13 protein-coding genes and 1 pseudogene are annotated in these 12,863 nt (G+C 73.6%); 6 read left to right on the top strand and 8 right to left on the bottom strand.

The genetic code is table 11. The annotated features are described in order from the left end of the window. Positions 1–39 precede the first annotated feature (39 nt). Complete coding sequence (locus AC5L3C_RS02310; protein ID WP_493646558.1) at positions 40–1,473, top strand: aldehyde dehydrogenase family protein; 1,434 nt, start codon at positions 40–42, stop codon at positions 1,471–1,473. A gap of 67 nt (positions 1,474–1,540) precedes the next feature. On the opposite strand, the gene trxA is transcribed toward AC5L3C_RS02310, so the two are convergent. Beyond that, positions 1,541–1,936, bottom strand: coding sequence for a thioredoxin (gene trxA / locus AC5L3C_RS02305; protein WP_493646557.1), 396 nt, complete (start codon positions 1,934–1,936; stop codon positions 1,541–1,543). 118 nt (positions 1,937–2,054) lie between these two features. Here trxA and AC5L3C_RS02300 point away from each other — a divergent pair, with 118 nt between their 5' ends. Next, on the top strand, positions 2,055–3,503 hold the full coding sequence (locus AC5L3C_RS02300) for a dihydrolipoyl dehydrogenase family protein (protein WP_493646556.1): 1,449 nt from the start codon (positions 2,055–2,057) through the stop codon (positions 3,501–3,503). A 70-nt stretch (positions 3,504–3,573) separates the two neighbouring features. Here the strand turns inward: AC5L3C_RS02300 and AC5L3C_RS02295 are convergent, their stop codons facing one another. Further along, positions 3,574–4,218, bottom strand: a complete 645-nt coding sequence (locus AC5L3C_RS02295) for a peptide deformylase (RefSeq protein WP_493646555.1) — start codon at positions 4,216–4,218, stop codon at positions 3,574–3,576. 123 nt (positions 4,219–4,341) lie between these two features. Between AC5L3C_RS02295 and AC5L3C_RS02290 the strand changes: the two genes are divergently transcribed. Next, a complete protein-coding gene (locus tag AC5L3C_RS02290; RefSeq protein WP_493646554.1) occupies positions 4,342–5,754 on the top strand; it encodes a PepSY-associated TM helix domain-containing protein in 1,413 nt (470 codons plus the stop codon). Between the two features lie 69 nt (positions 5,755–5,823). Here AC5L3C_RS02290 and AC5L3C_RS02285 read toward each other — a convergent pair whose 3' ends face one another. Further along, positions 5,824–6,114 carry a tetratricopeptide repeat protein gene (locus AC5L3C_RS02285; protein ID WP_493646553.1) on the bottom strand — a complete coding sequence of 97 codons (291 nt, stop codon included), beginning with the start codon at positions 6,112–6,114 and terminating at the stop codon, positions 5,824–5,826. Between the two features lie 152 nt (positions 6,115–6,266). Between AC5L3C_RS02285 and AC5L3C_RS02280 the strand changes: the two genes are divergently transcribed. The 3 genes from AC5L3C_RS02280 (at position 6,267) to AC5L3C_RS02270 (ending at position 8,177) form a co-directional block, all read left to right on the top strand. Next, positions 6,267–6,593: an FG-GAP-like repeat-containing protein gene (locus AC5L3C_RS02280; protein WP_493646552.1), complete on the top strand. Its 327-nt coding sequence runs from the start codon at positions 6,267–6,269 to the stop codon at positions 6,591–6,593. 102 nt (positions 6,594–6,695) lie between these two features. Continuing rightward, a complete protein-coding gene (locus AC5L3C_RS02275; RefSeq protein ID WP_493646551.1) occupies positions 6,696–7,673 on the top strand; it encodes a pyridoxal-phosphate dependent enzyme in 978 nt (325 codons plus the stop codon). 147 nt (positions 7,674–7,820) lie between these two features. Next, positions 7,821–8,177: a cupin domain-containing protein gene (locus tag AC5L3C_RS02270; RefSeq protein WP_493646550.1), complete on the top strand. Its 357-nt coding sequence runs from the start codon at positions 7,821–7,823 to the stop codon at positions 8,175–8,177. A 13-nt stretch (positions 8,178–8,190) separates the two neighbouring features. Here AC5L3C_RS02270 and AC5L3C_RS02265 read toward each other — a convergent pair whose 3' ends face one another. The 5 genes and pseudogenes from AC5L3C_RS02265 to AC5L3C_RS02245 form a co-directional block, all read right to left on the bottom strand. Next, positions 8,191–9,570 (bottom strand): PASTA domain-containing protein, encoded by a 1,380-nt coding sequence (locus tag AC5L3C_RS02265; RefSeq protein ID WP_493646549.1) that lies wholly within the window; start codon positions 9,568–9,570, stop codon positions 8,191–8,193. A gap of 104 nt (positions 9,571–9,674) precedes the next feature. Continuing rightward, a pseudogene (locus AC5L3C_RS02260) lies at positions 9,675–9,938 on the bottom strand (ABC transporter permease); the annotation flags it as partial. 20 nt (positions 9,939–9,958) lie between these two features. Continuing rightward, positions 9,959–10,600, bottom strand: coding sequence for a LutC/YkgG family protein (locus AC5L3C_RS02255; protein ID WP_493646548.1), 642 nt, complete (start codon positions 10,598–10,600; stop codon positions 9,959–9,961). Then, positions 10,597–12,075: a LutB/LldF family L-lactate oxidation iron-sulfur protein gene (locus AC5L3C_RS02250; RefSeq protein WP_493646547.1), complete on the bottom strand. Its 1,479-nt coding sequence runs from the start codon at positions 12,073–12,075 to the stop codon at positions 10,597–10,599. Before AC5L3C_RS02250 ends, AC5L3C_RS02255 begins: the two co-directional genes overlap by 4 nt. Beyond that, entirely contained in the window at positions 12,072–12,827 is a 756-nt protein-coding gene (locus AC5L3C_RS02245) for a (Fe-S)-binding protein (protein WP_493646546.1), read from the bottom strand. Before AC5L3C_RS02245 ends, AC5L3C_RS02250 begins: the two co-directional genes overlap by 4 nt. Positions 12,828–12,863: the final 36 nt, after the last annotated feature.

Raw genomic sequence — 12,863 nt, 5'->3', positions numbered from 1 at the left:
CGCCGCCCCGGCGCGCCGGTGACCGATCGGAGAGCCGTCATGACGTTGCTCGACCCCACGACCCGGCCGGCCCGCCCGCTCACCGGGCCCGAACACCGCGTCACCGAACCGGCCACCGGTGACTCCCTCGGCACCGTCACCCTCGCCACCGCCGAGGACGTCGAGGCCGCCGCCGAGGCCGCCCACGCGGCCTGGCCGGCGTGGGCCAAGGCCCCGCACTTCGTCCGCGCGGCGGTGCTCCGCAAGGCGGGCGACCTGTTCGCCGCCCACGCCGAACTGCGGGAGTGGCTGATCCGCGAGGCCGGCAACATCCCCGGCAAGGCCGACTTCGAACTCCACGTGGCCGCCCAGGAGTGCTACGAGGCCGCCGCCCTCGCCTCCCGCCCCACCGGACAGGTGCTGCCCACCGAGGAGCCCCGGCTCTCCTACACCCGGCGCGTGCCGGTCGGGGTGGTGGGCGTGATCGCCCCGTTCAACGCGCCGCTGATCCTGTCGATCCGCTCCGTCGCGCCGGCCCTGGCACTCGGCAACGCGGTCGTCCTCAAGCCCGACCCGCGCACCGCCGTCTGCGGCGGCCTTGCACTCGCCGCCGTGTTCGCCGAGGCGGGACTGCCCGAGGGGCTGCTGCACGTGCTGCCCGGGGGAGCGGAGACCGGCCAGGCCCTGGTCGCGGACCCGCACATCCCCGTCGTCTCCTTCACCGGCTCCACCAACGCGGGCCGGGCGGTCGGAGAGGCCGCCGGACGCCATCTGAAGCGGGCCCACCTGGAACTCGGCGGGAACTCGGCGCTCATCGTGCTGGAGGACGCCGACCTCGACGCGGTCATCTCCACGGCCGCCTGGGGATCCTTCTTCCACCAGGGCCAGATCTGCATGACCGCCGGACGGCACCTGGTCCACGCGTCGCTGTACGAGGAGTACGTCGAGCGGCTGGCCGCCAAGGCCGACTCCCTCGCCGTCGGCGACCCGCACCGCGAACAGGTCCACCTGGGACCGCTCATCGACCGCGGCCAGCTCGGCAAGGTGCACGGCCTGGTCGAGGCCAGCACGGCCGGAGGAGCCAAGCTCGCCGCCGGCGGCACCCACGACCGGCTCTTCTACCGGCCCACGGTCCTCGCCGACGCGGACGACCTCACCCCCGCCTACACGGAGGAGGTCTTCGGGCCCGTGGCCCCCGTTCGGTCCTTCGCGACCCCCGACGAGGCGGTCGCCCTCGCCGGCGCGAGCCCCTACGGGCTCGCCCTGGGCATCGTCACCGCCGACCCGGCCCGGGCTCTGGACCTCGCCGACCGCGTCCCGACGGGCATCGTCCACATCAACGACCAGACCGTCAACGACGAGGCCGTCGCCCCCTTCGGCGGGGTCGCCGCGTCCGGCACCGGCTCCCGCTTCGGCGGGGACGCCAACCTGGACGCCTTCACCGACCTGCGGTGGACGACGGTACGCGGGGACGTCGCCCGGTACCCGTTCTAGACCCGGTACCCGTTCCAGAACCGCGTGGGCCGCTGTCCGCGGCCCGCGTGTCCCACCGCGGCCGCGGTCACTCGCCCGCGGCCGGCGCCTGACCCTGCTGTGCCTGCTGCTCGGCGATCTGCTTGCGGACATCGTCCATGTCCAGCTTCCGGGCCTGCCCGATGACATCCGTCAGCGCGGCCTCGGGAAGGGCACCCGGCTGGGCGAACACGGCGACCTGATCGCGGACGATCATCAGCGTGGGGATCGACTGGATGCCAAAGGCCGCGGCCAGCTCCGGCTGCGCCTCGGTGTCCACCTTGCCGAACACCAGGTCCGGGTTCGCCTCCGCCGCCTTCTCGTACACCGGTGCGAACTGACGGCAGGGGCCGCACCACTCCGCCCAGAAGTCGATCAGCACGAACTCGTTGTCCGTGACCATCTGGTCGAAGTTCTCCTTGGTGAGCTCCACGGTGCTGCTCATGAGCGAATCCCTCTTCCTGGTGTCGGGGGCGGGCCTCGGCACAACACGGCCCGCCGGTCACGTATTCCGCGCCCCTACCCATGTGGCCAGGGGGCACACCACCCACCAGACTGACGCCATGACGGAAACGCGAACCACGCACGAGGAATCAACCGCCTACGACGTCGTGGTGCTCGGAGCCGGGCCCGTGGGCGAGAACGTCGCCGACCGCACCCGCGCCGCCGGGCTCACCACCGCCGTCGTGGAGAGCGAACTGGTCGGCGGCGAGTGCTCCTACTGGGCCTGCACGCCCAGCAAGGCCCTGCTGCGGCCGGTGCTCGCCCAGGCCGACGCCCGTCGACTGCCCGGACTGAGCCGGTCGGTCCAGGGTCCCCTGGACACCGACGCCGTACTCGCCCGCCGCAACTGGTTCACCGGCGACTGGAAGGACGGCGGCCAGGTCCAGTGGCTGGAGAGCACCGGCGCCGACCTGTACCGCGGACACGGACGGATCACCGGCCCGCGCACCGTCACCGTCACCGGACCCGACGGCGGCCGGCGCGTCCTCACCGCCCGGCACGCCGTCGCCGTCTGCACCGGCAGCCGCGCCCGGCTGCCCGACCTGCCGGGACTGGAGGAGGTCCGGCCGTGGACCAGCCGCGAGGCCACCAGCGCCCAGTCCGCGCCCGGCCGGCTGGTCGTGGTCGGCGGGGGCGTCGTCGCCGCCGAGATGGCCTGCGCCTGGCAGGCGCTCGGCTCGCGGGTCACCGTCCTGGTGCGCGGCAGCGGCCTGCTCGACCGCATGGAGCCGTTCGCCGGCGAGCTGGTCGCCGAGTCCCTCGCCGAGGCCGGCGCGGACATCCGCACCGGCACCTCGGTGAAGTCGGTGACCCGGGAGAACGGCACCGTCCTCGTCGTCACCGACGCCGGCGACCGGATCGAGGCCGACGAGATCCTCTTCGCCACCGGCCGCGCGCCGCGCACCGACGACATCGGCCTGGAGACGATCGGCCTCGAGCCCGGCTCGTGGCTCTCCGTCGACGACAGCCTGCGGGTCACCGGCCACGACTGGCTGTACGGCGTCGGGGACGTCAACCACCGGGCGCTCCTCACCCACCAGGGCAAGTACCAGGCCCGGATCGCGGGCGCCGCCATCGCCGCCCTGGCCTCCGGCGAGTCCGTGAGCGCCGAGGAGTGGGGCGCGCACGCCGCCACCGCCGACCACGCCGCCGTGCCCCAGGTCGTCTTCACCGACCCTGAGGCCGCCGCCGTCGGTCTCTCCCTGGCCGAGGCGGAACGGGCCGGCCACCGCGTCCGCGCCGTCGACGTCGACCTGTCCTCGGTCTCCGGCGCCGGGCTCTACGGCGACGGCTACAAGGGCCGCGCCCGCATGGTCGTCGACCTCGAGGAGGAGATCCTGCGCGGCCTCACCCTCGTCGGCCCCGGCGTCGGGGAGCTCATCCACTCCGCGACCATCGCGGTGACCGCCCGGGTCCCCGTCCGGCGGCTGTGGCACGCGGTCCCGTCGTTCCCGACGATCAGCGAGGTGTGGCTGCGGCTGCTGGAGGCGTACCGGGACGACGCCTGAGCCGTATCGGCTCTCCCGTCCGCGCGGGGCGGCGGGCGGGAGCCGCCACGGGGGGCGGACCGGCGCCCGCTCACGGCAGTTCGAAGCCCAGCTGCCGCGCCGCCTCGTCCGGCGCCGGCTGCGACCAGCGCCGCGCCACCGCCGTGTGCGACGACAACGAGCGCGGCTCGGCGCGGTCGAGGTACAGCGTGCCGTCGAGATGGTCCGTCTCGTGCTGCACGATGCGGGCGGGCCAGCCGGTGAACACCTCGTCCAGGGCCCGGCCGTGCTCGTCCTGCCCCGTCAGCCGCACTCCGGCGGCGCGCGCCACCACCGCCTGGTACCCCGGCACGCTCAGACACCCCTCGAAGAACGCGGCCCGCCCGGCGCCGACCGGTGCGTAGACGGGGTTGACCAGGACCCGGAACGGCTGCGGCACCCGGCCGCGCGCCAGGAGCACCTCCTCGGGCACGAGCGCCGGATCCTCGATCACCGCGATCCGCAGCCCCACGCCGACCTGCGGCGCGGCCAGCCCGACGCCCGGAGCGGCGTGCATGGTGATCCGCAGCGCGTCGACGAACCGGGCCAGCAGAGTGGACCCCAGCTGGCCGTCGTACGGCTCGGTGCCCGCGCGCAGCACCGGATCACCGGCCGTCACGATGGGCAAGGGCCCCTCCGCGGCGAGCAGTTGCTCGACCCGTTCGGCCAGGGGTGCGCGCTCGTCCGGCATGTCCATGCAGTCAGGATCGCACGCCCGACCCGTGTGTCACAGGTCACACGTCCTTCCCGGGAACCCGACGCCCCGTCACCCCGACTACTGCACCACCATGGTCCCCACGTCCCCGGGAGAACCCCGCCGATGACCACCGCTCCCTCGACCAGAACGGACGAGGCTCCGCAACCCCCCGCCCCCACACCGGCCAGGAGCACTTGGGCCGCCATGCGCCCCCTCGTCCTGCGCCTGCACTTCTACGCGGGCGTGCTGGTGGCGCCCTTCCTCCTCGTCGCCGCACTCACCGGCCTGCTGTACGCCGCCTCCTTCCAGGCCGAGAAGATCGTCTACGACCACGAGCTGACCGTTCCCGTCGGCGACCGCGAACTGCCCGTCTCCGAACAGGTCGCCGCCGCACGCGAGGCCCGCCCCGAGGGCACGATCACCGCCGTACGCCCCGCACCCGAGGAGGGTGCCACGACCCGCGTGCTGCTCTCCGGCATACCGGGTGTGGACCCCGACCACACCCTGGCCGTGTTCGTCGACCCCTACACCGCCGAGGTGCGTGGCGAGCTGGAACAGTACGGCTCCTCCGGCGCGCTGCCCCTGCGCACCTGGATCGACGAGTTCCACCGCGATCTGCACCTCGGCGAGCCGGGCCGGCTCTACAGCGAGCTGGCGGCCAGCTGGCTGTGGGTGATCGCGGTCGGCGGGCTGATCCTGTGGTACTCCCGGCGCCGCGCGCTGCGCAAGGTACGCGGCACGAAGGGACGGAGGCGGACGCTGGGCCTGCACGGCAGTGTGGGCGTCTGGGCCGCGACCGGCTTCGTGTTCCTCTCGGCGACCGGTCTGACCTGGTCCACCTACGCCGGCGCGAACATCGGCGAGCTGCGGACCTCGCTCGGCCAGGAAACCCCTTCGGTGTCGGCCGCGGCGTCCGGTGAACACGCGGAGCACGGCGCGGCCGGCGCCGCGGCGGGCGACGCGGACAGCGGTGCGGGCCTCGACCAGGTGCTCGCTGCGGGACGGGCCGAGGGGCTGGACAACCCGGTCGAGATCGTCCCGCCGGCCGACGCGGACTCCGCGTACGTGGTGCGGCAGATCCAGCGCAGCTGGCCGGAGAAGCAGGACTCGGTCGCCGTCGACCCCGGCACGGGGCAGGTGACCGACGTCCTGCGGTTCGACGACTACCCGGTACTGGCGAAGCTCACCAGATGGGGCATCGACCTGCACACCGGCGCCCTGTTCGGCCTGGCGAACCAGATCGCGCTGATGATCCTCGCCCTCGCCCTGATCCTGCTGATCCTGTGGGGCTACCGCCTGTGGTGGCAGCGGGGCCGCGGCTCCGCCTTCGGCCGGCCGATCCCCCGGGGCGCCTGGCAGCACGTACCGCCGTACGTGCTCGTCCCGCTGCTGGCGCTGATCGCCGTCCTGGGCTACTTCGTGCCGCTGCTCGGCATCCCGCTGGCCGCGTTCCTCGCCGCCGACATCGTTCTCGGGGAGGCCGCCCAGCGGCGGGGGCGGCGGACCTACGGAGACGGCGGCACCACGGTCTCCTGACAGGGGCCGCCGTGCCGGTGCCCGGGCCCCCGGGAGGGAGACCGGGCACCGGCACGAGCCGCCGACGGCCTACGCGTCGTCGAAGTCGCCGTCCAGCGCGGCGGCGATGCGCAGATGCGGCCGGGCCTCGTCGTCACGCCCCTGCCGCTGGAGGGTGCGCCCCAGCATCAGCCGGGCGTAGTGCTCCACCGGGTCGCGCTCCACGATGACCCGCAACTCCGCCTCCGCCCGGCGCAGCTGGGCCGAGTGGTAGTAGGCGCGCGCCAGCAGCAGCCGCGGTGCGGTCTGCTCCGGCACCTCCTCGACCAGCGCGCCCAGGACGCGCGCGGCGGCGGTGTAGTCCTTGGCGTCGAAGAACATCCCGGCGCGCTCCCAGCGCTCGGCCGGCGTTCCGTTTCTCCTTCGACCCGACCGCGGGCGACGGCGTCCGCGTCATCGGGCGGCCGGGCGGGGAGAAGACCTTCACCTCCATCGCGGAACTCGAGGTCCACTACGGCGACGCCGGCGGCCTGATGCTCGGCGGCTCACCGACCGACGTGGACGGTGACGGCAGGGACGACATCGTCACCTTCACGGGTGGCCAGGCGAGCGACGTCTGCGTGGCCCTGTCCGAGGGCCGGACCTTCGGCGGGGGCCGCAAGTGGGCGGACTTCTTCGCCCCGGACGGTGAGTTCCCGTACGTGGGTGACTACGACGGCGACGGCAAGGACGACATCGTCACCTTCACCCACAACGACCTGGCCGACGTCTACGTGAACGTGTCCAACGGCAAGGACGGCTTCATCGACGGCCACAAGTGGCACGACTTCTTCGGCCTCGCCGGCGAGACGAGCCTCTGACGCCACAGCGCCACCGGTGAACCGCCGCCGAGGCGGCCGACACCGCGAGCCGGCGCCTGGACGATCTGTCCAGGCGCCGGACGCATGGTCTAAGGTCCCTGCGTGACGACCACCACCCCGCCGATCACCCTCGACGACGTCCGCTCCGCCGCCGAGCGCCTTCAGGGCGTCGCCCACCGCACACCCGTCCTGCGCTCCCGCACACTGGACGCTCTCGTCGGCGCCGAGGTCCACCTCAAGTGCGAGAACTTCCAACGCGTGGGCGCGTTCAAGTTCCGCGGCGCCTACAACGCGGCCTCCCGGTTGACGCCCGCGCAGCTGTCCCGGGGCATCGTCGCCTACTCCTCCGGCAACCACGCCCAGGCGGTCGCCCTCGCCGCACGGGAAGTGGGCACCAGCGCCGTCATCGTCATGCCCGAGGACGCCCCGCCGTCGAAGCGGGCGGCCACCGAGGGCTACGGCGCCGAGATCGTCACCTACGACCGGTACACCGGTGACCGGGCCGCCGTCGCCGAGGCCCTCGCCGCCGAGCGGGGCCTGACCGTCGTCCCGCCCTACGAGCATCCGCACGTCATGGCCGGTCAGGGCACGGCGGCGCTGGAACTGGTCGAGGAGGCCGGGGAGCTGGGCCTGCTGCTGGCCCCGGTCGGCGGCGGCGGACTGATCGCCGGGAGCGCCACCGCGGTCAAGGGCCTGCATCCCGCCACGCGGGTGATCGGCGTCGAGCCGGAGGCCGGGGACGACACCAAGAGGTCGCTGGAGGCGGGCCGGCGCGTCAGCATCCCGGTGCCCCGCACCATCGCCGACGGCCAGGCCCTGCCCACCCCGGGCGAACTGACCTTCTCGGTCAACCGGCGGCTCCTCGACGGCATCGTGCTGGTCGGCGACGACGAGATCCGGGAGGCGATGCGGTTCGCCTTCGAGCGGCTGAAGATCGTCCTCGAGCCGAGCGGGGCCACCCCGCTCGCCGCGCTGCTCACGGGCCGGGCGGCCCCGCTCCCGGACCGGGTCGGCGTCATCCTGTCCGGCGGCAACGTCGACGCCGCGCGGTTCGCCCGGCTCTGCGGGGCCGACGGCTGACCTGCCCCCCGGCCCCTCACCCGAATGGCGGCCCCGGCGGGACGGGCGGACGATGAAGAGGTGGGGCCCGGCCCCCGCCGGTGCCGTTCGGGGCAGACGGAGACCGGACCCGGTCGTGCAGGGAGACGACCGGAAGGGAGAAGGGGCATGTTCGAGGTCAAGACGCTGGACAAGCCCGACGAGCGACGCGATTTCCCCAGGGGACACCTCGAAGCCGTTCATATGACCGGGCTGGACTTCGCTGTCGCCACCTTCGAACCGGGGTGGCGCTGGTCCGAGTCCGTCGGCCCCATCGCGGGGACGGACACCTGCCGGATCCACCACAACGGCTACGTGGTCCAGGGGCGTATGCACATCCGCATGGACGACGGGGGCGAGGGTGAGGTCGGTCCGGGCGACGTCTTCGTCTGCCCGCCGGGACACGACGCGTGGGTCGTCGGCGACGAGCAGGTCGTGGTGTACGACTTCGCGGGCGGCATGGCCCAGGACTACGCGAAGGCGTAATAGCCGGTCGTCGTCAGCCGGAGTTGTAACCCCAGCGGGCGCGGCCGTCCTTGCCCATGAAGCACTTGGCGGGACGGCCGTCGGCCGTGATCGCGGTGGCGCCCACGGGCGAGCAGAACTGACCGAACCCGACACCGGCCTGACCGCCTCCGCCGGAGCCCGAACCGCCGGAGGTGCCGCCGCTGCTGGAGCCGCCCCCGCTCGACGTGCCACCGCCGGTGCTGCCGGTTCCTCCCGTCGAGCCGCCGCCCGTGGTGCTGTTGTACGAGGGCTTCGGATCAGGCTGCGGCTTGGGCTTGGGCTTGGGCTTCGGCTTGGGGTCCGGGCTGGGCTCGGTGCACGGCTCGCCGAAGCCGATCAGCCACAGGCGTACCGACTCGGACCCGGAGAGCCGGGTGCCGGGTCCGGGGTCCTGCCGGCACACGTTCCAGTCGTCCGTGTCCCGTTCGGCCAGGGCCTTGCCGGTATGGGCGTGGAAGGGGAACACGGGGTCGAGGCGCAGGTTTTCGAGTGTCTCCTTGGCCTTGTCGAACCGCGAGCCGACGAGGTCCGGCATCGTCAGCCGACGCGGCCCGTTCAGCCGGGCCGGGCACTCCTCCTGCTCGGGGACCGCGAACAGGGTGAGCGTGCCGTCGGCCGGCCGCGCGGGCCGGTCGGGGGCGGGCGTCTGGAAGCACACCCGCCAGCCCGGTTCCTCGGTCCGCACCGACCGCGTGCCGGAGGCGGCGTAGGAGGCCGAGACCGTCCGCCAGCCGTCCTCACGGGCCCGCAGCGCCGCCGTGTCCAGCGCGGACCCCGTGAAGTCGGCGACGGCGGCGGCAGGCTTCCCGTCGTCCTGTGCCACGGCAACGTCCCCGCCGGAGCCGGAGCCGGAGCCGGAGCCGGAGGCCGAGCCGGAGCTGGGCCCGGGCCCGGAAGCCGACCCCACCCCGCCCACCACCAGCACGCCCGCGAGGACGGTCACCGCGACCGGGTGCCGCCTCATCCACGTGAAGAGTCGCGTGCGGCGCCCGGGGCGCAACGGTGAGCCGGGCGGCAGGAGTTCCCCCGCCGCCTCGAGGAGCGCGCCCTTGGGGTCGATCTTCGAGCCGCGTAGCTTGCGCGGCCTGCCGTCGACGAGGATCTCGACGGAGTCGAGGACCCCCGACGCCGGCCGGAGAACGAGCAGCGGCCGCGGCACCCGGGTGGCCCGGGGGGAGAGCACGCTGCCGAGCAGGATGAGCCCCTCGTCCGTGAGGACGGCGAAGCCCCACCCGTCGTGGTAGACGGCCCGCACGGTCTCGCCCGGCCGCAGCTCGGCCCGCAGCGCCTTCTTGTGGCTCTCGGGAACGGTGATGGTCTCACCTGCGGCGACGACGGCGGCAAGCGGGTCCGGGGTCAGTGGATCGGGCATCGGGTTCTTTCGTGCTGTGTGGCCGTCGATGTCGGACAAGGCGGGATGTTAGCCGATCACCGAGCCGCATCCGCACGGGGTTGACACGGCGGAACATCCCTGCGTCACGCGGCCGGCGTGCGCAGCATCCGCCGGGCCGTGGCCAGGCCCGTCCCGAGCGTCGCCGCGCCGATTGAGGCGACGGCGACCCACACGCCCACCATCCGCTCCGGCAGCACCGCGTCCCCGCGGACCACGGTGAACGGCACGATCCGGCCCGGCGCCGCCAGGGTGCCGAACAGCAGCCCGACGACCGTGAGGACCAGCCCCGCAACGCCCACCACGCCCAGCACCTGACGGGGCGTCGCCCCGGCGAGACGCTGCGTCTCCACGTTCCTGGCGTCGAGGGTCACCCGACCAGCACGACCTCCAGCGTGCGCGGCCCGTGCACGCCCTCCACCCGGTCGAGCTCGATGTCGCTGGTCGCCGACGGCCCGGAGATCCAGGTGAGCGGGCGGGCCGGGTCGAGGCGGGCCAGGGCCTGCGGGACGGAGGAGACGACCTGGTCCGGGACCCGGACCACACAGATGTGGTGGTCGGGGATCAGGGTGATGCGCCGCCTGCCCTGGTCGGGTGAGCCGTCCAGCACGATCGTGCCCGTCTCGGCCACGGCCACCGCGCAACCCGTCACCACACTGTCCACCCGGTCCAGTTCGTGCGGGGTGCTCTCCGCCAGGTCGGCCACCCGGGTCACCTCGGCCGACGCGAGCCACGCCGCGTCGAGCCCCGGCGGCACCAGCACCGTCGACGCGCCGCGCGCGGCGAGCAGCCCGGCCACCACACCGGCCAGCCCGTCGGCGTCGGTGCGGTGCACGACCGCCCGGTAGTCGGCCAGGTTCTCGGCGAGCAGGTCCGCCGTCTGCGCGGCCGTACGCTCGCCGTGCTCGCGCAGATAGTCCCGGGCCACCGCCCGCTCGTACGGCGTGTCGTCCCCCGGCACGTCCGCGAGGGCCCGCCGCACCCGGCCCAGGATCCGTTCCCTGCTGCTCACGCGGCACCGCCCTTTCCGCCCTGCGTACGCTTCCACCAGTCCCGGAACGGCTCGGCCGGCACCGGCGGCAGGTCCCGGGTCCCGCTCCACGCCCGGCCGGGTCCCGGCAGGGTGCGCGGATGCAGCCGCCGGGTGCGCGAGGCGAGGCGCTGGCCGGCCCGCAGGGCACCGGGACGCGCGAACGCCCAGCGCGCGGCGCGCATCGCGGCCCGCTCGGCGGCGTGCCCCTTCGCGGGCCGCAGCACCACCTTGTTGCCCGCCCGCGTCACCGTTCCGCCCTCCACCACCCGCTCCCGCAGATGCACCAGCACCTCGGGGATGTCGATGGCGACCGGACACACCTCGTAACAGGCCCCGCACAGCGACGAGGCGTACGGCAGCGACGCGTCGACCGGGTTGTCCGTGCCCCGCAGCTGCGGGCTGAGGATCGCACCGATCGGCCCGGGGTAGACCGAGCCGTAGGCGTGCCCCCCGGCCCGCTCGTACACCGGGCACACGTTGAGGCACGCCGAGCAGCGGATGCAGCGCAGCGCCTGCCGGCCCACCTCGTCGGCGAGGGTGTCGGTGCGGCCGTTGTCCAGCAGCACCAGGTGGAAGACGCGCGGGCCGTCCTCCTGCGTGGTGCCGGTCCAGGTGCTGGTGTACGGGTTCATCCGCTCGGCGGTCGAGGAGCGGGGCAGGGTCTGCAGGAACACCTCCAGGTCCCGCCAGGTCGGCACGATCTTCTCGATGCCGACGACCGAGATCAGCGTCTCGGGCAGGGTCAGGCACATCCGCCCGTTGCCCTCGGACTCCACCACCACCAGCGTGCCGGTGTCCGCGACCATGAAGTTGGCACCGGAGATGCCCACCTTGGCGCGCAGGAACTTCTCCCGCAGATGCAGCCGCGCCGCCTCCGCCAGGTCCGCGGGCGTGTCCGTGAGCCCCTCCGGGGCGGGGCGGCCCCACCGGCCCATCTCGCGGGCGAAGATCTCCCGGATCTCGCCGCGGTTGCGGTGCACCGCCGGCACCAGGATGTGCGAGGGCAGGTCCTCGCCCAGCTGCACGATCAGCTCGGCCAGATCGGTCTCGTAGGCGCGGATCCCCTCGGCCTCCAGGGCCTCGTTCAGCCCGATCTCCTGGGTGGCCATCGACTTGACCTTGACGACCTCCGACTCACCGGTCTCCTTGACCAGCCGCGCGACGATCCGGTTGGCCTCGTCGGCGTCGGCCGCCCAGTGCACGGTGCCGCCCGCGGCCGTCACCGACTCCTCCAACTGCACCAGATACCGGTCGAGATGACGCAGCGTGTGATCCTTGATCCGCTTCCCGGCCTCCCGCAGCTCGGCCCAGTCGCTCACCTCCGCCACGGCCTGAGCGCGCTTGGCCCGGATGGTGTGCGTGGCATGCCGCAGGTTGCCGCGCAGGGTGGTGTCGCGCACGGCGTCCCGGGCGGCCTCCGGAAACGCCGGCATCCCGACGAACGTCCCGCTCATCCGGCCGGTTCCTCCTCCGTGCTCGCCAGGATCTCCGCGATGTGCACCGGCCGCATGCCGGTGCGCAGCCTCGTCATCGTGCCGCCGATGTGCATCAGACAGGAGTTGTCCGCCGCGCACAGCACCTCGGCGCCCGTCGAGGCGGCGTTGCGCACCTTGTCGGCGCCCATCGCCGCCGAGACGTCGGCGTTCTTCAGCGCGAAGGTGCCGCCGAACCCGCAGCACTCCTCGGCGCCCGGCAGTTCGGCCAGCTCCAGCCCTTTCACCGCCCGCAGCAGCCGCAGCGGACGCTCGCCCAGACCCAGTCCGCGCAGCCCGTGACAGGTCGGGTGATAGGTCACCTTGTGCGGGTAGTACGCCCCGACGTCCGTCACCCCCAGCACGTCCACCAGGAACTCCGTGAGCTCGTACGTCTTCGGCACGACCGGCGCGAGCGCCGCCGCGAGGCTGTCCCCGCGCCCCTCCGCACGGGCCCGCTCACCCATCCTCGGATACAGCTCCCGCACCATCGCCCCGCACGACCCGGACGGCGTCACGATCGCCTCGTACTCCCCGAAGACGTCGGCGAAGTGCCGGGCCAGCGGCTCCGTCCCATGCCGGTAGCCGGTGTTGTAGTGCGCCTGACCGCAACAGGTCTGCGCCATCGGGAAGTCGACGTCGACACCCAGCCGGGTCAGGAGTTTCACCACGGCGCGCCCGGTGTCCGGATAGAGCGTGTCGTTGACGCAGGTCAGGAACAGTGCGACACGCATCGCGGCTCCTCGTCGATTCGATCATCGGTTCATGCA

The organism is Streptomyces speibonae (assembly GCF_984686075.1).
Note: the sequence above shows the minus strand (reverse complement) of the source record. Positions and strands in the feature narration are given on the sequence as shown.